Here is a 17,812-nt window from a genome sequence, read left to right on the forward strand (position 1 = left end):
ATGAAGGCGACCGCGAAAGCCCACCCGATCCAGGGGCTCGCGAAGTACCACGGGATGCGCGACCCGGAGCTCAGACTGCCGTACCACGACAGCATCAGCGTCTGCACCGCGCCGAGTCACACGAAGACGACCGTCGAATTCGACGATTCCTTAGATCGGGACGAGTACGTCCTCGACGGCGAGCGCGTCGAGGGCCGGGGCGCCGAACGGATCGCCGTGGTGCTCGACCGGGTCCGCACGCTCGCGGACGTCGACACGCGCGTGCGCTTCGAGAGCGAGAACGACTTCCCCTCGAACGTCGGTTTCGGCTCCTCCTCCTCGGGCTTCGCCGCCCTCGCCCTCGCCGCGAGCGAGGCCGCCGGCCTCGACCTCTCGCTCCCGACGGTTTCCACCATCGCCCGACGTGGTTCTTCCTCGGCCGCACGGGCGGTCACCGGCGCGTTCAGCCAGCTCCACACCGGACTGAACGACGAGGACTGTCGCTCCGAGCGGATCGAGAGCGCTCTCGAGGAGGAGCTCCGGATCGTCGCCGGACTGGTCCCCGCGTACAAGGAAACGGAAGAAGCACACGAGGAGGCCGCCGACAGCCACATGTTCGGCGCGCGGATGGCCCACATGCACGGTCAGATCGCCGAACTCAGAGATGCGTTGAGAGAGGGCGACTTCGACCGGACGTTCTCGCTCGCCGAACACGACTCGCTCTCGCTCGCGGCGACGACGATGACCGGTCCCGCGGGCTGGGTCTACTGGCGGCCGGAGACCCTCGCGATCTTCGACGCGGTGAGAGAGCTCAGGGACGATGGCGTCCCCGCCTACTACTCGACCGACACCGGTGCGAGCGTCTACGTGAACACCCTGCCCGAGCACGTGGACCGGGTCGAGAAAGCAGTCTCGGACTGCGGCGTCGAGACCCACGTCTGGGAGGTGGGCGGTCCGGCCGAGCTGCTCGGAGAGGACGAGGCGCTCTTCTGAAAGCCCTCACGCGCGCTGGTATGTGCGCGTTCGCACTTTTACTGTCCACCGGAAGAGCGGGGCTCTTCCGAGCCCTCGTTCGCTTCGCTCACGAGGACACCGAGCCCACAGGCGAGCCGTCGCGGTCACGACGGCTCGCCGAGTGGACCAGCCTTTCCCCTCCGGTTCGCGGCCGTCTCGAGACGGCCGCGAACCGGGACCGCCTGGACGTCCCGGAGACGAGAGCAATCGACTGCTCGGGACCTCGCTCGATCGTATCCACCGGTTTCTCGCGGACCGACAGGGTATTGGCCGGTCGCTCCAACGGACGCGCATGCGTGTTCTCGTCTGTGGCGCGGGCTACGCCGGCGTCACCCTCGCCCGACGGCTGGAGTCGCGGCTCCCCGACGACGCGGAGCTCGTGGTGATCGACGAACACCACTACCACCTCGTCCAGCACGAACTCCACCGGGTGATCCGGCGTCCTTCCCTCGCCACCGACATCGCCGTCCGGCTCGACGGGCTGTTCGATCGCGCCGAAACGAGGGAGGGACGGGTCGAGCGGATCGACCGCGACCGGCGGGTGGTGGAGGTCGACGGCGAGGAACTGTCCTACGACTACGCGGCGATCTGTCTCGGGGCCGAGACCGCGACCTACGGCCTCCCGGGGGTCGCCGAACACGGCTTACCCCTGAAACGGCTGCCCGACGCCGAACGGATTCGGGAGGCGGTCCTCGGGGTTCGAGAGGGCGGGACGGTCGTCGTCGGCGGTGCGGGCCTCTCGGGCGTGCAGGTCGCGGGCGAACTCGCAGCGCTCTCGCGCGAAGCCGACCGCGAGTTCCGGGTCCTGCTCGCAGAGCGCGAGGCGGAGGTCGCACCGAACTTCCCGGAGAACTTCCGAGGGGCCGTTCGAAGCGAACTCGAAGCTCGTGACGTCGAGGTGCTGACCGACCGGAGACTCACGCGAGCGACCGGATCGAGCGTCGAGTTCGAGGGCCGGGCCCCGATCGGGTACGACGCCTTCGTCTGGACGGGCGGGATCCGCGGGACGGACGCACTGGGAGGTCGAAGACCGTTCGTTCGGGCCGACCTCCGCCTCGACGACCGGACGTTCGTCGTCGGCGACGCCGCCCGTGTGGTGGACGCGGACGGACAGGCGGTTCCGGCGAGCGCACAGGCCGCCATCCGGGAGGCACGCGTCGTCGCCGACGGAATCGCCGCGCTGGTCGAGAGCAGCTCGGACGGCGTCTTCGCACCGCGGACCGAGCGCTACACGTTCGACTCGCTCGGCTGGCTGGTCAGCGTCGGCGACGGCGCGGTCGCACAGGTCGGCCCGACGGTGCTCACCGGTGGGGCAGCCCACGCGCTGAAAGCCAGCGTGGGTGTCGGCTACCTGTCGTCGATCGGCGCGCTCCGGACCGCAGCGGAGCTGGTCGACGAGGAGTTCGGAATCGCGACCGAAGAAGGGTGATCTAGATGCCGGGGACGCCGAACGCGCCCACACTGATGTTGAGCACCGTCGCGAGCGCGAAGACGATCACGAGCGCCGAGAGCCACGCGACGAAGCCGATGATCACGGAGTCGACCCAGCCGCCGGGGTAGCGCCAGTTGATCACGGCGATCCAGACGACGAGCGCGATGACGGGTCCGAGCAGGGGAATCCACGCCGTGACCGCCCACGCGATCGCCCCGATCAGCGCCGTGATCACCGCGTGGCTGTAATCCTCCACGTCGGCGATCACCCGGGCGCTGAGGTAGATCGCGAGACCTCCGACGAGCAACGCTACGACGAACGCGAGTACCGATCCAACTACCATACCTCGATTTCGAGGCGCCGACGGTTATACACACGCCCGTCGCACGCAACGTCCGTCGTTCTCCGGAATCGACAGCTCCGATGCGCCGTAACGTGTCTTGCGAACGGTTATGCATCCGGGGGGAGAACGGCGCTCGATGGGAGTCGAACGGGGGGAAACACGCGGCTCGACCGGTCGCTGGACGACCACGATCGACCGCGCCGTCACACCCGACGACGACTGCACCGAGATCGCGGGACTGCTCCAGGAGCGGCGAGACCACGACCGGGAGACGAGGTCCGTCCGTCGAGCGATCCCGTGGGCTGCGCTCGCGCTCGTCGTCGCCGTTCCGCTGCTGCTCTACTCGGAACTCCTGACCCCGACGGGAAGCCGGAACTTCTTCGGGATGGCGATCGGCGCGGCGCTGATGGCCGTCGGCTGGTGGAGCTACGCCCGCTAGAGCGAACCGTCCTCTTTCTTGAACGAGCGCCAGAGCCGGCCGTTGATCGCCCTGAGCTGCTCGCCGACCGCCTCCGAACTCCGCCGTCTGGGTGCGGGGCTCTCGAACTGCGTGACCGAGTTCGCGTCGAGCGAGAGCCGCTTCATTCGGACCGCGGGTTCGGAGTCGCCGATCCGCCAGATCTCGAGCTGGACGAGGACGAACTCGATCGCGTCGGTGTTCGCGTCGAGCCACGCGAGCGCGTCCAGTTCGCGCTCGGAGAAAGAGGGTGCGATCCAGACGATCACCGAGGCACCGATCTCGGCCGCACCCGCGAGCGTCGCGAGCACGTCCAGGTCCTCGGTGATACAGTCCTCGATCACGACCTGCTCGCCCGTGTTCACGCCGCGAGCGTGGACGTCGATCCCGTACGGGCCGACGCCGTCGGCTTCGATCACCTCGAGTTCGCGGTCGAGTAGCTCCTCGAGGTCCGACCGGCGGTCGTCGTAGATCTCGCCGACGAGCCAGGTGGTAAAGCCCTCCTCGTGGTCGTTCCAGTACGCGGATACCTTCTCCGCCTGTAGTTCCCCGAAGCCCATACCCCCTCCGGGTCACCCCGGCTAATAACTCCCCGGACGTCCCGTTTTTTCGACGTGTTGAACCGTGATAGAACTCGGATCGTCGGAGTTAAGAGCGAGAGTCCCAAACCCGGTACCGAGGGCGCTTAGCTCAGTCTGGACAGAGTGCTTGGCTTCGGACCAAGTTGCCGCGGGTTCAAATCCTGCAGCGCCCATCATTCTTCGTGTCGGTTCGGATTCCACAGACGGCGTCCAGTCGTATTTAAACGACGGGGGGTTCGCGCGAGTGATTCCAACATGAATCATCTCGGGGGTCGCCGCCGCCACGCGGTTCACATGATACCAATCGCCGCTCTAGCGGAGATCGTTGATACGGATCGTCGGCTCAAACGGAGAACCACAATCAGTTGAGTGACCAGCTCTATAGCCAGTTCTCGATTCGGTGATCTGCGAGCAAAACCGCAAGAGAGCGCTCCATCAACAATGTGCTACAGAAGAGCGTGCGCACTAATTCAGCACCGAAGCCGTGGTAGCAACGCTACCTACAGACGTACTGGATCTCGTACGTTAGGTTTGGACCTTCTTGGAGCACGGTACCGGTCCCAGTGACGTCAACGGTGTTCGCTGCCTGGTTTATTACCCGAACCGATGCCTCGGTAATGGGAAAGCCAGGCTCAGGTACATGTCCACGGCCTGAGACGGCCAGGGTGAGCGTTCCCTCGCCACAGTCACCTACCCGACCGGTGAACGTCATCGTGCCGTCGAAGACGACGCGACCGCTCTTGTGCACCATTCCACTGGTATCCTGCACGAAGGTGCCTTCTAGGGTTCCGGTAGCTGTTCCTGTAAGAATGCGATCCTCGAAGCTGTTGCCGCCCACTTCACGGATCGGAGTTACCTCTAAGCCCGTTATCGAGCCTTCCCCGGATCCTTGAACTGGCGGTCCCGGATTGTTCCCGTTCGCAGCGACTGCCGTGGGCGTACTCAGGATAGCTGCTGCGCCGCCCGCACGAAGTACTGCCCGTCGAGTTATTTCGGTCACGTTTACCACCCCGTCCTCCCCGAAGAGGACTAAACCCGTAACAATGTTAATTGACTTATAGATTTTCTACGGCTGTCAAGTACATCGTAATTTCCCTTCGAAGAGGATTCGCTTCGGTCTCGTCCGTTCAGTCCAGAGAACGGAGATGCGGATAGAGGCTATCGAGTCCGAACGGTGTACGTCGGACACCCCAAGCTGTTTCGGACTCGAGGAAGCACGGGGTTGGACCACCACAGATCTGGTGACACCCCACCGCCCGAAAACGTAACGTCCGCGTCGGTGCTCTCCGACGCTCTGTGAATCGACACAATCGATTATCTGATGTGTTGTGACCCATCGGGACGACCGATTTCTCGTATCAAGGTGTGCACCACTGTCAGTGACTGCAGGAGTGTCAATCAGTGACTATATGATCAATTCACGCATTGTGTCTTGGTACCACTCACCACTAACGGTGAAAGCAAACCTAGCTCCGTACGATACGGAACTGAAAGTGGAAGAAGCCGCTTTTACAGGCGTGGTGAGGGGATTACCATGCCAAGGAATTACGTAAGTAATGTAAGACGACGTGACATACTCAGAGCCTCAGCGGGAGGAATCCTCGCTGGTACGACGGGGGTGTCGGCGGTGTTCGGAGGAATCGTCGCTGCAACCGGTGGGGAACAGCGCTATATCGTAGCAGCGAATCGAAATGCTCGAAATCGGATCGGGAACGCGGGGTTCGACGTCACCCGAGCGCTCGCCGACGAAACGGTGTTGATCGTGGTCGGACCAGAAGACGAGCAGGAAACCCTCGAAGCCATCAACGGCGTTCAGGACGTCACGCTGGACTTTAAGATAGAGCTTCAAGACACCGTCAACAGCGGTATCGAACACGACTTTGAATCGGTTGCGAGCGGTGATGAGGGCGGGGAACCACCGACGTTGTGGGACTTCCAGTGGGAGAAGCCACAGATAGGCGTCCCGGAGGCCCACGATATCGCGACGGGTGCAGGGACGAAAATCGCGATCATCGACACCGGGATTCAACCCGGACATCCCGATCTCGGGAATCTCAACGAAGACGAGAGTGTCGCGTTCATCGAAGGGGAGCGAATCGATGCAGGAGAGCCAGTCGACGTGTTCTTTAGCCACGGAACGATGGTGGCCGGAATCGCTGCTGCGCAAGGAAATGGGATACTCGGTACCGCCCCGGACGCGGAACTGGTGTCGATTCGCGTGTTTACGCCAGCAGGTACCACCACATTTGTCGACATCCTGCTCGCAACGGAGTATGCTGCTGCAATCGGTGCCGACGTCGCGAACCTGAGCCTCGGAACGGTACCGTTACCGCCCCAGGTGAATGCAGGCGGTATCAGGGCGGCCGACGAGCGTGTCGCCAATCACGCCGTCAGGGACGGCACCGTCGTCGTGTACGCCGCGGGGAACTCCGCAACGAACTTGCAGCAGGGTGGGCAGGTAGTGTTCGGTGCCAGCATGGCCGGTACGGTTGCAGCGAGTGCGACGGGAGCAGACGAGCTACTGACGTTCTATTCGAATTACGGGACGAATGTGATCGACGTCGCCGCACCCGGTGGTGGGATGGCAGATCCAGTCGAGAGTTACTGTGGGTACGCTGAATACATCGCTCAGTTCGAGCCGGTCGATCCAGACTTCCCGGACGGCCCGTTCGCGGAGTTCATCGACCCGGAAGATCGGGAATTTCCGGGATCAGGGGTAGATACTGAAGTGTGCTTCGCGTTTCCCGACGAAGTGTTTCCGGTCCCGGTAGTCAACGAGAATTTCATCGCGGAGTGTTTCCCGTGTACGACCGGTGAATACCCGTTCCCGCTCAACGGAATTATTTCGACGATGTACATTCCGGAGTTGGATCTACACACGTATGAGTGGCAGGGTGGGACGTCTTTCGCGGCGCCGCACGTCGCAGGAGTCGTCGCCCTCGTCCGGGAACTCGAACCGGACATGAACGCACGGCGAGTCGTGAATGCGATCAAGCAGGGCGCCGAGGGAGCTACTGGCCGGAGCGATCCCGAACTCGGCGCCGGTCGAATTAATGCGCTGAATACCCTCATCCGCGTCGACGGGTAAATTACAACCGATCTACAATAATCTATATTGGGCTGTCTATATGAGAACCTACTCGGCAAGTATGCGGTTGTCCAACGCTTGATTCGTTCGTTGAAAATCGTAGCGAAGAGCGAAGCGACGGATCCAACGTCTCGCGCTTTTCCGACCTCCCCACTATGAGATATAAAAGCGGTCTGTACGCATCGCGAGCGTCTGAAACCACTTCTCGATCAGGTATCTCTCCGAGTAATCGAGCCGACCGCTCGATCCAAATCGGGAGAGGCCAGTCAGATAGCCCAAACCATCCGCTAGAACCACCGCCTCCGAGAGGTCGTGATTCTACGTCAGTCGATGCAGGAACGCCGTTCTCAGAACGCCGCACGATCCACTGGACTGCACGAGAACGGAGTTCTCGTGACCGACGGCGGGTTCGGACTGGCGGTCCGCTAGCCGATACGCCCACGACCGGACCGCTCCATGCGAGCGATTGACGCCCATCTACTCGAGGATGGTGGGCGTCTCCCTAACCGAGAGACACACCGAGTGCAGGCCTACCCCGAAGACCCCTGTGAGTGTCGGGGGGTCGCTTGTTTTTCCAACTTCGAGAGAGTCGCGTCTAGCGTCTATTCGAGCAGACCTACGAGTTGCATAATCACCACTCGCCACGACCTGCTCGCTTCTCAAAACACCCTCACCTCGACAGTGCCGAGCGCAACGACCTCTCCTTGGACTGGTGTGCCGACGCAGTTCGAACGCTCTACTCACCTCACACCGAAGACCTGCTCAAGACGATAGTGACCGACTCCGATCCAGCCGGTCCAACGAACGTCGAGGCATCGGTTCGGACCTGGGCGGACGGTGCAGCCGAGTATGCTGACTACCTCGAAGCTGTGGGTCTCGATACAGGGACTACAGGGCGTTACACCGACTGTTCTCCGCGGGTGTCGATGCCGGGCGCGGTGACCACGATTGGACGTGCTTTGGCGACAGTATTTCGACCCATCCCGAAGTCTGACTGGACTACCGTCCGGTGCTGATCTGAAGATGTCAGTCTCGATCGAAGTGATGGGTTCCCACGCGTACCGACCGATCGACCGATGGCGAATCTGGTACGAACGAACGAGATTCACGGGGCCGATGGAACAGAGGATATTTTCGATGAGGAGAAGGATCACTCGTCTGAGACACCGAGCTGTGTGAGGTGGTCCTGGGCGTCGTAATAGCTCCGCTCTTCCTGGATTTGCCCGTCTTCGATCACCAGTTTCATCATCCCCCGTACTTCGACGGTGTTTTGAGTTGGTGGGATACCAGCGAACTCCCCCTCGTGTGTGCCCGTCCAGGTCCATTCGATCATGACCACGTCGTCGCTGACGAGCATGTCGTCAGCCGTCACTCGCACGTCGGGAAACGCCGTCTTCACGTCACGAACGTCGTTTTCGAACGCGTCCCGTCCGTGCGCCCCTTCATCGGGCAGGAACGGATCATAGCGACTGACCGTCTCGGCGTAAACGTCGAGTTTCGATACGTCTCCACTATGGACGTCCATTGCGGCACGTGCGACCTCCTCTCCGTCTCGTGCTGTTTGCTCTGCCATGGTAGGGTTTCTCCTCTACTATGGGACACACCCACATAGACTCACCTCGTGCAACGCCTGCAGGGGTTGATCGAAGAGGTTCGAACTACCGGGGAACGAGTGAACGATACGCGTCATCTATCCAGCGGAGACTCGACGAGCTACCGAACCGGTATCACGTTACGTCTGCTTCGTATAAACGAGCTCCTCCCCAGCCGACACGGGTTCTACAAACCACCTCGAAACCTGTCTTGCCTACCGATAATCCCTTCAAAAGAGCGATCTGCGATTTCTATCTGAAGACGAATATCCCTCACCGCTCAACTACGAAAGTTCGTCGGCGGGTGTCTCTCCGAGAGGGGCCGGGGCAGATGATGGTCGACTCCGGCGACGGTACTCGTAGAGTCCTGTCGCCAACGCACCCAATCCCAGGAGCAAGATCACGACGTTCAACAACCCACCAATGAACGGCACCTGCGAGAGAACCGCACCAACGAGCAATCCTCCGACCAGCGCCAGCCACAGGTTGTCCATCCCGGCCAGCGATAGTAGCCACGCACCGATCGCAAATCGGCCGTACACTACCCCGATCCATAGAAGAAACGCGAACGCTATCGCCCCACCGATGCTGAGCGGGATACCGATAACCGTCAGTGCGACCAGGACCAGCACTAGCGGGACGGCGATGAAGAGGCCGAGACCTACCAGCCCCGTTTTAACTGGCTCGGTCGATACGCGGTCAGCGACGTCTTCCGAGAAGCGCGGAAACAGCGCGAGCAACACCGCTCCGAGGAGGAGGTTGAGGACGAACGCATACACGGTGAATACCCACGAAGCGAGCGGCTGAAGGTCAGGACCGATACTCACGCCAATCGTTCGGTCCCTGGTGATCTCCCCGGCAACAGCGTCGAGGTTTCCCTCGAGAGTGCCGTCGTAGGTCAGCGATCCGGCGATTTCGGCCTCGTCTCCGAGCTGGATCGTATCAGCACCAATCGTCACGTCACCACCGATTGCACCATCGATGCGGATGGTACCTGCCCCGGCATCGAGGTCACCGCCGATAGTCGCACCTTCGTCGATGTGGATATCGCCAGCACCAGCGGCAACATCCCCGTCGACAGCCCCGGTGATACGTAGATTTCCGGTAGCAGTGCTGACGTCACCTTCGACCGTTCCCTCGATGAGTACGTTTCCGGCGGCTCCCGAGACGTCACCGGTGACCGTCCCCTGAACGAGTATCGCTCCAGCGACGGCATTCACCTCCGAAACCGTCTCTCCCTCCTCAACGATAACGGTCCCACTGGCTCCGGTCTGTGCTGCTGCGATACCGGGAATCAGACCGAGGACGAGTGCACCGACGACAAGAAAAACGAGAACGTGTCTACTGATTGTGATTCTCATGCTAGTTACACACCCTGCCCGATCATAACCATTTGCAGTTTACGTCCCTCTGCTATCAGCTGATACTATCGAAGAACACAGATCGGAACCACATACCGGCGATTGATCGGGAGAAGAACTGAAACGATCAGATCCGAGGCGAGGGAAGCGTCGGTGAGGGGTGCCGAGAAGCCCATTGGAGTTGGCCGCTGCCTACCGATTCCGAAGGTGAACCGGCCTTTCGATGCAACGATCCGCTCGAGTAGATCACCGACCACCGAATGGTCCTCGTTCGTGAGATCGACCGGGCCCCAGCGTATAGTATATCCCGTTGCATGTGGGAGAGATCAAGAACGGTCCACATGCTCCTGAACGTCACAACAGATAGACCCGCAGTTCGAGCGTCGGTTTTCAGTTTCCCACTCGGTCTCTGGATGATGATGGCCGTCGTTGCCATCTCGAACGGGGTAGTCAGGGAAACAGTGCTCATCCCTCGAGTCGGGGAGTATATCGGCCATCTCGTCAGTACTGCTATTCTGATAACGGCGATTCTCGTCCTATCGTACGCGTACTTCAGGAAATCGTCTATAAACTATACGCAGACAGAGCTGCTGCTCGTCGGTGTACTGTGGGTCGTGCTGACTGTCGGGCTCGAGTTCCTCATCGGTCATCTCGAGGGAATACCGGTGAGCGAAACGCTCGCTCAGTATAACGTCTTCGCGGGTTACGTGTGGATACTTGTCCCGCTGACCTTGCTCGTCGCTCCACTCCTCTTTGGCTCGTATCTCGCGGCCCGTCGAGACCCATGACCGTTTCACCGAATAGATGGGAGATCGGTTCGACGGTACTGATCGTCGTCCTCTCTATCGTTTCGAGCCTTCTCGGTCTGTTCCGGGACGGACACTATGCCGATCCCACGGAAGTCCTTCTACGAGTCTACGCACAGGACGCGGTGCTCCTCGTGATCGGCGCCCCCGTGCTCACGGTGGGTCTATTGTTTGCAACGCGGGGATCGCTTCGTGGCAGAATCGTGTGGCTCGGCTCGCTCGCTTTCATGGCCTACATGTGGACCCACTACGCGTTCGTCGTCGCGTACAACGACTTCTTTCTCGGATACGTCGCACTGTTCGCGTTGTCGGTCTTCACCCTCCTCAGTGGGGTCGCAACGACGGACCCGAACCGGATCCACGGGGCATTACGTGGTGATCTCTCGACGACTCTCTACGGGGGGTTCCTCGCGGTTGCTGCGGTCGGACTCACGTCCATGTGGCTGTTCGATATCGTACCCGCACTCGTCACAGGGGAAACCCCATCGGCGATCGTACAGCTCGGAGCGGAGGCTGCTCATACGTACGTGATCGATCTCGGAATCCTCGTTCCCTGCCTCGCCATCACGGCGGTCTGGCTCCGGTGGGAGCGACCGTGGGGATACGTCTGTACCGGCGTGTTACTCGTATTCGCTGCCCTCGTCGCTCCGGCACTGACCGCGATCACGGTAGTCGATCTCCAAGAAGGGATCGTGATATCGTTGCCAATACTGGTCGGAACGCTCGTCCCCCCTCTCATCGGTCTGGTGTTCGCAGGGACATACCTCCGAAAACTGTCTTTCGGTACTATTTCGACCAGTAAGGGACGTGGATCGAGGCCATGAAGTCAATCCGCACGCGATGGGAGGTAGACTCGATATAGTCAACCCCGACATGCTGAACATTTTGCTAGAATGAAAGTTACGGACCGCGCGCGTTCGGTCATCGGTTAGGGTATCTACGCCTTTTCGTTGTTAGAATCCTCTAGTTGAAATCTTCCTGTACGCAAGCGGCTGCGTGCTTTCCGCTAATCAAGCAGATCGGAACTCCGACGCCGGGGTTGGTCGCCGATCCGGCGTAGTACAGCCCGTCGACGGCCTTCGAGCGGTGACCAGGACGGACCGGGCCGGTCTGCCGCAGGGATTGGGCGAGTCCGAGCGAACCGTGTCGGGCGTTGAATCGACTTGCAAAATCGGAGACTGTCCGGGTGTGCTCGTAGACGATATCTTCGGTGACGTCGACACCAGTCGAGGTCGCGAGATCGGTCAAAATCCGTTCCCAGTACCGCGTCCGTCTCTTCGGCGAATCCTCCGACCCGGCTGGAATCGCCGTCGAGATCGTCAGCGCTGACTGTCCCTCGGGAGCGGTCGTCGGATCGGTTCTGGAGACGTTGCAGACGTAGTAGACCGGGTCGGTCGGCCACGTGCACTCCTCGTAGAGCTGCCTGAAATGACCGTCCCACTCGACGGGCATCACGATGTTGTGGTGTTCGAGCTCCGGCAGCTCTCGGTCGATACCGAGGAACGTGATGAACGCCGATGGCCCGTACTCCCGTTTCTCCCAGTACTCAGGTGTGTACTGGCGTTCGTGTCCGGGGAGGAGCTCTAACTCGGTATGGGCGTAATCGGCATCGCTCACCACCGCGTCTGCTCGCCAGATCCTGTCGCCGGCGGCCACGAAAAATCCATCGCGACCTCGGGCTATCTCGGTGACTTCCACATCCGTCTCGATCGCCACACCCAAGTCCGTGGCCAGGTCCGCGACGGCGTTCACGACACCGCCCATCCCACCTTCTGGATAGTACACCCCCTGGGTGAGATCAATGTGACTCATCATGTGGTACAGCCGCGGCGTTTTTCGGGGGGATCCACCGAGAAACACCGCGGTGTACTGCACGATCTGTCGGAGCTTCTGCGAATCGAAGAACTTCCTCGTGTGCCCGTCGAGACTCCCCCACAGCTCCAGCCCAATCGGTCCCGCCTCCAGGACGTCCCGTCCGACCCAGTCGCGGAATCGTGGTCTGTCGGTATACACGAACGTCTCCATCGAAGCTTCGTAGGTCCGTTTTGCGGCGGTGAGATACTCGTTGAGGGCGTCACCAGCCCCCGGCTCGTACGCTTCGAACCGCCGACACAGCACGGTTCGGTCGGTCGTGATGTCGACGCTGTCGCCGTCTTTGAAGTAGACTCGATAACTCGGATCAAGCCGTTTCAGCGAGTAGTAATCCGCCGGTGACCGCCCGAAGTCCTTGAAAAACCGACCGATAACGTCCGGCATCATGTACCAGGTTGGCCCCGAATCGAACTGGAACCCCTCCGCGGAGAACTGTTCACCGAGACCGCCAAGCCGGTCGTTCTTCTCCAAGAGGGTTACGTCCGCACCACCCGAAGCGAGGTAACACGCCGCGGACATCCCACCGAACCCGCCACCGACTACGGTAACAGAACGCTCCTCCATTCACCGTTGTGGTAGCAACAGGCTCGGAAATAGTTTGTTGCTTTCGTCATCCGATAAATGACGTTTCGTAACCCGTGAACAGCTCGTGGGGTGGCCTTCGCTAGTTAGTTCCTCTCTATACATTGATAATCGTGGTCGTCGACCGGGTGCTATGCAGGGACGAAATGGGCTGTCCGTTCACAGCGAGTCCTCTGTTCGGAGCGAGCTGTGATCGAGCCTGAATTCTGGCGACTTCTCGCCACCATTTCCGCGACGATGATCGGACTCGTCTTTCTCGGAACGATCTACTATCTCGAATCGGGATGGAGGGAGTACGATCTCTTCCGGGATCAGATGGAAACTATGACCATCCGGGGAGCGCAGCTCATCATCGCGTACTTTTCGACGGTGCTCGTTCTGTCACTCCTCCAAGAGCCGTTCGTTTCGAGGGGGGTAAGCCACCTCGCGTTCGTCGTACTTGTTATCGGCGTGATCCTCGTCACCCGTTTTACGAACGAGGCGCTCCGTTCGTTCGAAAACGCTTCACCGACTGGGTGGAACTCGTTGCTATTCAAGTCGTCTCGAGTCCTGAACTGGGTCGCGTTCGCCGTCGTATTCCTGCTCCCACCGCTAGTCTTCCGCGATACGGGGACAGCGGGATCCGTTCTTCGTCACCTCACCCTATCGGACATCGGCGTTGCGTGGATCGTGTTATTGGCCCTTCTCTTCGGATACTGGAACCTCGTCCAGTTCCTACTGCTACCGTACGATGTCCGCGAAATGGAACGGGGTGGTGAACAGTGATCCGATCCCACTAGTGAGCGAACGAGGCACTCTATGCCGCTGAAAGAACGATCAAGCTCATTTCCCTCGAACTCGATGGAATCTATGATTCTTCAGCAAGGTGGGGTGAATAGGGATGCTCGTTCCCGAAATAAGAGAACCTACAGCGGGGTTATGCTGAGAGGTAGTGATCTACAAGACGTATGAGAGTCGAGAATACGTGGATCGACGCAGCTATCGGTGCCGTCGTCAGTCCTCCTGTCGTTCACGGTGCTTTCTCCGCTTCTGGGAGGAGGTATCGCCGGCTTCCTCCGAAGCGGAACGCCACGTCGCGGAGCAAGAGCGAGAGCCATCTCGGGAGCGCTCGCCACAGCCTCCCTACGCTTCGTACTGGTTTCCGGTCTGGTATCCGTGACGGTAAGCGGGAGCGGCATGGTTCCTGGGGAAGTGGAACTCGTGATCGTCATCCCGATCATGCTCCCGATACTGGCACTCTGGTTCGTCGAACTGAGCGTCGTGAGTGGATACGTCGGGACGTACCTCCAGACAGAATCCAGCCCTGTGAGCAGGGACAGTCCGGTCCCCCGGTGAGAACGTACGAGGGACGACTACCGATCACATGATCACGAACTGGATTCGGACCCACCGTCTCGGCGCGTTCTTCTTGCTGACGTTCGCTATCTCCTGGAGCGTCAACGGGTTCGTTATTCTCGCCGGCATGGAGATGAGTTGGATCCGATGGATTCTGAGCGGGTTTCTCAGCGCGTCCGGACCTGCCATCGCCGCGGTGATCGTCGTTCACGTCAGCGGTGACGATCTCCGCGGGTGGGCGCGAGGGATCGTCAGATGGCGTGTCCACCCGAAGTGGTACGCAGCAGCGATCGGTATTCCAGCCGCCGTCGGGGTGGGATCTGCCGTACTCGCCGACCTGATGGGCGGCCCGATCGATTTCAGTGCGTTCTCTCCGGCGCTTTTCACGCTGGCGTTCGGGATACTTCTCGGGACGTTCGTCGGCGGAGGACAGGAGGAGATCGGCTGGCGTGGCCTCGCGCAGCCCGAGTTACAACAGCGCTACAGTGCGTTTACCGCGGCGGTTGTTATCGGCCTGGCCTGGGGAGCGTGGCACCTACCTCTGTTCTTCGATCCCTTCGCACCACACGCTCAGTGGCCGGTCGCCTCACAGGTAGCATACTTCGTCGGTATTATCGGGTTCTCAGTGCTGCTGGCCTGGGTCTACAACGGCTCCGGTGGCAGCATCCTGCTCGCGATGATAATGCACGGGAGCATGAACTCGCTTCCGGGGGTGTTAGTCCCGCTCGATGTCGAACTCGTCATCGTCGATGAGATCGTGGACTGGGGAGCACTCCTCACGCTCAATCTCTCCAATACCGTGCTGACCTGGCTCTTTGCACTCGTCGTGATAGCAGCCGTCGGCACTAGCCTTCTTGCCCACCGAACAGATTCCTCGACTACTGCCGAAGCCGAAGGCGAAGCGTTACCGCGATCAGAATAGCTCGGTAGAGTCACGTCGAACCCCGTCGTATGGTCGATCATGACGCGACTGATCGTCGGTGGACTCGGTGTCCTCTCGGCACTATTTCCGTATCGAACGATCGAGCTCTTCGAAACCCTCGCGATCGACAATCCCGACGAGTGTTCGACGAGGCCGTGGCTCGGGACGGGGATCCGAGCGGAGGGTGTCGTAATCACAGTCGCGAGTTTGGTCGGTGGACGGGCGTTTGCTGGTATGATGACCCTCACGGGAGCGTTTGGTGCGCTCGTACTTCTCTTTCCGGACATCTATCGCAGAATCGCAAGCACTCTCGTCTACGAGCACCCCCGTGACGTAGAGTGGAACGAGGGGTTCACACCGGGAGTCCGGGTAATTGGACTGGGTTACGTCTTTCTCGCGGTCAACGAACTCAGAAAACACCGCACTGACGGGTGAAACGTTCCGACGTTCGCTACTCGAGTGGGTTCCGGTGGTGTCGTCGGTCGGGATCCGAAGATGGGTCCTGAGGGACCGAACTCACGAGTCTATCGAGAGTAGTCGAGAGTGATCTACAACGGTCCGGTCACGCTCGTTTCTGGTGAGTGCTCGTGAGGATCGTTTTCAGATGACAGAGAGGCTTACAGCTGTAGTTTCATAAGAGGTACTGTCTTAGGTAGTGAGAATGACGGGGGAAGTGACCGCGGATGGTGCCTTCGGACTGCTGTCCAACGAGATACGGGTCGGTATCTTACGGGCCGTCGCCAGCGCACAGAACGAGAAAATACGTGCCGGGATCGACGAGGGGCGAACGGGTACCCTGGTCGCAGAGATGCCGTTTTCGGACATATACGAACGCGTCGAGGTCGATAACACCTCCAAATTCTCGTATCACCTCGGCGAACTCACTGGGACGTTTCTCCGGAAAGGTGAAAACGGGTACTCGTTTACACACGCCGGCGAGCAGATAATCCGGTTCATCGTTGCAGAGAATTACCTCCAGCCATTGGATTTCGGGCCGCTTGAGACGAACGGATGCTGCCTGTACTGCGGGGAGTCCGCTCTCGAAGCGATGTTGCACGATCAGTTCTTCATGATTCAGTGCTCTGACTGTGAACGTCCCGTAACGGGATATATGATCACACCAGCTCAGACACGCTGTCGTACCGGAACTGACCTTCTCGAATCACTCAAGTACAAACAGGCTACGGACTGTATGTTAGTACAACAGGGTGTTTGTCCGGCGTGTGCTGGGCGGGTCGACACTGAGGTAGCGATAGTAGAGGAGACAGGAATCTCGGCTTTAGACGGTAGTTTCGTCACGATTGATGAGTGTCAGCAGTGTTTACGTATTTATAGCGGCCTTTTGACGTACGCCGTCGCCTACCATCCGTCGTCGGTCGCGTTTCACTGGGACCACGGTATCGACCTCATGCAGACGGGGCTCTGGGAGTTCCATCATCACGTTCGCGAGGGACGGTGGACGTCAGAGCGAACCGAGACAGATTCCACAGAATATCGGGTGATACTGCGACAGGGCTCCGCCGCACTTCGAGTCTCCCTTGACGAGACTGGAGAGGTGGTTCGAACCGAGCGCGTCCGCCGGCGGACCATCGACTGACCCACGATATCCGAAATCACTAACAAAAAGACCGTTGAGAGAATCGTACCCAAATCCACTTCAACCAGATACGTCGAGTGGTCAACTCGTATATCGGGCCTGAGTGACTCAAACGTAGTTTTGCAAGGGCCCTGGTAGTATGTCAAATTCTAAATAATACTTATAGAGAGGTACCAACGACTCTGGGAGTACGGAAAGCGGTGATCCGAACCCATGAGCTCGAAAGAAGCAACTGACACGGCAGCGAATATACAGCAGACGTCCACTATTGGCACTCGAGAGAAAGGCCCCGAAGTGACCACGTCGATGTCGAGCGAAGACATTCAAGAATCCTATTCACGGTATGCAAAGTGGAGCGACCGATTCGATCGGCTCAATCGGCTGCTGACTGGCCGATATCGTCGCCGACGATTCTCCAACGCGAAGGGCCGCGTGCTCGATGTCGCCTGCGGCACCGGGACGAACTTCAGGTATCTGCCCGAGTCGGTCGAACTCGTTGGCATCGACATTAGCGAGGAGATGGTAGGCTACGCGAGACAGGAACTGGACAGACTCGACAGAGAGGGGGCGCTCTTTCACATGGATGCCCAGTCACTCGAGTTCGAATCCGACAGCTTCGACACCGTGATTTCGTCGCTCTCGACCTGTACGTTTCCGGACCCGATAACCGCCCTCCAGGAGATGGAACGGGTCTGTAGCCCGACGGGTCGAATCTTACTCGTCGAACACGGTCGGAGCGACGTCGGCCTGATCGCACGGTATCAGGAGTGACGGGCCGATGCCCACTACGAGAAAGCCGGCTGTCGGATAACTCAGGAACCGCTGGAGGTCGTCCAGCGAGCAGGTCTATC

At 60.0% G+C, this 17,812-nt stretch carries 17 protein-coding genes and 1 tRNA gene; 13 read left to right on the forward strand and 5 right to left on the reverse strand.

The window, feature by feature from the left end; all coding sequences use genetic code 11:
• Together mvaD and V2L32_RS11875 are read left to right on the forward strand one after the other, a co-directional pair.
• Complete coding sequence (mvaD, locus tag V2L32_RS11870) at positions 1-972, forward strand: phosphomevalonate decarboxylase MvaD (protein WP_331232610.1); 972 nt, start codon at positions 1-3, stop codon at positions 970-972.
• 313 nt (positions 973-1,285) lie between these two features.
• Positions 1,286-2,422: an NAD(P)/FAD-dependent oxidoreductase gene (locus tag V2L32_RS11875; protein ID WP_331232611.1), complete on the forward strand. Its 1,137-nt coding sequence runs from the start codon at positions 1,286-1,288 to the stop codon at positions 2,420-2,422.
• A gap of 1 nt (position 2,423) precedes the next feature.
• On the opposite strand, the gene V2L32_RS11880 is transcribed toward V2L32_RS11875, so the two are convergent.
• Positions 2,424-2,768 (reverse strand): hypothetical protein, encoded by a 345-nt coding sequence (locus tag V2L32_RS11880; protein WP_331232613.1) that lies wholly within the window; start codon positions 2,766-2,768, stop codon positions 2,424-2,426.
• Positions 2,769-2,904: 136 nt separating this feature from the next.
• On the opposite strand from V2L32_RS11880, the gene V2L32_RS11885 reads away from it, so the two are divergent.
• Complete coding sequence (locus V2L32_RS11885; protein WP_331232614.1) at positions 2,905-3,207, forward strand: hypothetical protein; 303 nt, start codon at positions 2,905-2,907, stop codon at positions 3,205-3,207.
• Here V2L32_RS11885 and V2L32_RS11890 read toward each other — a convergent pair.
• A complete protein-coding gene (locus V2L32_RS11890) occupies positions 3,204-3,785 on the reverse strand; it encodes a hypothetical protein (RefSeq protein WP_331232615.1) in 582 nt (193 codons plus the stop codon). The genes V2L32_RS11885 and V2L32_RS11890 overlap by 4 nt on opposite strands.
• Positions 3,786-3,904: 119 nt before the next feature.
• Here V2L32_RS11890 and V2L32_RS11895 point away from each other — a divergent pair.
• Together V2L32_RS11895 and V2L32_RS11900 are read left to right on the forward strand one after the other, a co-directional pair.
• Positions 3,905-3,979, forward strand: a tRNA-Arg gene (locus V2L32_RS11895).
• 1,361 nt (positions 3,980-5,340) lie between these two features.
• Positions 5,341-6,894, forward strand: a complete 1,554-nt coding sequence (locus V2L32_RS11900) for a S8 family peptidase (protein WP_331232617.1) — start codon at positions 5,341-5,343, stop codon at positions 6,892-6,894.
• A gap of 1,150 nt (positions 6,895-8,044) precedes the next feature.
• Here the strand turns inward: V2L32_RS11900 and V2L32_RS11905 are convergent.
• Complete coding sequence (locus tag V2L32_RS11905) at positions 8,045-8,467, reverse strand: ester cyclase (RefSeq protein ID WP_331232618.1); 423 nt, start codon at positions 8,465-8,467, stop codon at positions 8,045-8,047.
• A 303-nt stretch (positions 8,468-8,770) separates the two neighbouring features.
• The gene (locus V2L32_RS11910) at positions 8,771-9,847 is read right to left on the reverse strand and encodes a bactofilin family protein (RefSeq protein ID WP_331232619.1); all 1,077 of its coding nucleotides are present in this window, start codon (positions 9,845-9,847) and stop codon (positions 8,771-8,773) included.
• Positions 9,848-10,188: 341 nt separating this feature from the next.
• Here V2L32_RS11910 and V2L32_RS11915 point away from each other — a divergent pair, with 341 nt between their 5' ends.
• Entirely contained in the window at positions 10,189-10,635 is a 447-nt protein-coding gene (locus V2L32_RS11915) for a hypothetical protein (RefSeq protein WP_331232620.1), read from the forward strand.
• Entirely contained in the window at positions 10,632-11,477 is an 846-nt protein-coding gene (locus V2L32_RS11920) for a hypothetical protein (RefSeq protein WP_331232621.1), read from the forward strand. Before V2L32_RS11915 ends, V2L32_RS11920 begins: the two co-directional genes overlap by 4 nt.
• Positions 11,478-11,616: 139 nt before the next feature.
• Here V2L32_RS11920 and V2L32_RS11925 read toward each other — a convergent pair whose 3' ends face one another.
• The gene (locus V2L32_RS11925; RefSeq protein ID WP_331232622.1) at positions 11,617-13,089 is read right to left on the reverse strand and encodes a phytoene desaturase family protein; all 1,473 of its coding nucleotides are present in this window, start codon (positions 13,087-13,089) and stop codon (positions 11,617-11,619) included.
• Between the two features lie 207 nt (positions 13,090-13,296).
• Here V2L32_RS11925 and V2L32_RS11930 point away from each other — a divergent pair, with 207 nt between their 5' ends.
• From V2L32_RS11930 to V2L32_RS11955, 6 genes are all read left to right on the forward strand, one after another.
• Positions 13,297-13,872, forward strand: coding sequence for a hypothetical protein (locus V2L32_RS11930; protein WP_331232623.1), 576 nt, complete (start codon positions 13,297-13,299; stop codon positions 13,870-13,872).
• Between the two features lie 249 nt (positions 13,873-14,121).
• Entirely contained in the window at positions 14,122-14,442 is a 321-nt protein-coding gene (locus V2L32_RS11935) for a DUF5518 domain-containing protein (protein ID WP_409348441.1), read from the forward strand.
• Between the two features lie 28 nt (positions 14,443-14,470).
• Positions 14,471-15,364 carry a CPBP family intramembrane glutamic endopeptidase gene (locus V2L32_RS11940; protein WP_331232625.1) on the forward strand — a complete coding sequence of 298 codons (894 nt, stop codon included), beginning with the start codon at positions 14,471-14,473 and terminating at the stop codon, positions 15,362-15,364.
• A 39-nt stretch (positions 15,365-15,403) separates the two neighbouring features.
• The gene (locus V2L32_RS11945; RefSeq protein ID WP_331232627.1) at positions 15,404-15,799 is read left to right on the forward strand and encodes a hypothetical protein; all 396 of its coding nucleotides are present in this window, start codon (positions 15,404-15,406) and stop codon (positions 15,797-15,799) included.
• 226 nt (positions 15,800-16,025) lie between these two features.
• On the forward strand, positions 16,026-16,961 hold the full coding sequence (locus V2L32_RS11950) for a DUF7351 domain-containing protein (protein ID WP_331232628.1): 936 nt from the start codon (positions 16,026-16,028) through the stop codon (positions 16,959-16,961).
• A gap of 306 nt (positions 16,962-17,267) precedes the next feature.
• Positions 17,268-17,732, forward strand: a complete 465-nt coding sequence (locus tag V2L32_RS11955) for a class I SAM-dependent methyltransferase (RefSeq protein ID WP_331232629.1) — start codon at positions 17,268-17,270, stop codon at positions 17,730-17,732.
• The last annotated feature ends 80 nt before the right edge of the window (positions 17,733-17,812 follow it).

It is taken from the genome of Halalkalicoccus sp. CGA53 (assembly GCF_036429475.1).
Lineage (GTDB): Archaea > Halobacteriota > Halobacteria > Halobacteriales > Halalkalicoccaceae > Natronorarus > Natronorarus salvus.

Coding starts and splice junctions, on each gene's coding strand:
- V2L32_RS11900 (WP_331232617.1), top strand. CDS start 5,341: ATGCCAAGGAATTACGTAAGTAATGTAAGACGACGTGACATACTCAGA.
- V2L32_RS11955 (WP_331232629.1), top strand. CDS start 17,268: ATGTCGAGCGAAGACATTCAAGAATCCTATTCACGGTATGCAAAGTGG.
- V2L32_RS11910 (WP_331232619.1), bottom strand. CDS start 9,847: ATGAGAATCACAATCAGTAGACACGTTCTCGTTTTTCTTGTCGTCGGT.
- V2L32_RS11885 (WP_331232614.1), top strand. CDS start 2,905: ATGGGAGTCGAACGGGGGGAAACACGCGGCTCGACCGGTCGCTGGACG.
- mvaD (WP_331232610.1), top strand. CDS start 1: ATGAAGGCGACCGCGAAAGCCCACCCGATCCAGGGGCTCGCGAAGTAC.
- V2L32_RS11890 (WP_331232615.1), bottom strand. CDS start 3,785: ATGGGCTTCGGGGAACTACAGGCGGAGAAGGTATCCGCGTACTGGAAC.
- V2L32_RS11945 (WP_331232627.1), top strand. CDS start 15,404: ATGACGCGACTGATCGTCGGTGGACTCGGTGTCCTCTCGGCACTATTT.
- V2L32_RS11940 (WP_331232625.1), top strand. CDS start 14,471: ATGATCACGAACTGGATTCGGACCCACCGTCTCGGCGCGTTCTTCTTG.
- V2L32_RS11925 (WP_331232622.1), bottom strand. CDS start 13,089: ATGGAGGAGCGTTCTGTTACCGTAGTCGGTGGCGGGTTCGGTGGGATG.
- V2L32_RS11875 (WP_331232611.1), top strand. CDS start 1,286: ATGCGTGTTCTCGTCTGTGGCGCGGGCTACGCCGGCGTCACCCTCGCC.
- V2L32_RS11905 (WP_331232618.1), bottom strand. CDS start 8,467: ATGGCAGAGCAAACAGCACGAGACGGAGAGGAGGTCGCACGTGCCGCA.
- V2L32_RS11920 (WP_331232621.1), top strand. CDS start 10,632: ATGACCGTTTCACCGAATAGATGGGAGATCGGTTCGACGGTACTGATC.
- V2L32_RS11915 (WP_331232620.1), top strand. CDS start 10,189: ATGCTCCTGAACGTCACAACAGATAGACCCGCAGTTCGAGCGTCGGTT.
- V2L32_RS11950 (WP_331232628.1), top strand. CDS start 16,026: ATGACGGGGGAAGTGACCGCGGATGGTGCCTTCGGACTGCTGTCCAAC.
- V2L32_RS11880 (WP_331232613.1), bottom strand. CDS start 2,768: ATGGTAGTTGGATCGGTACTCGCGTTCGTCGTAGCGTTGCTCGTCGGA.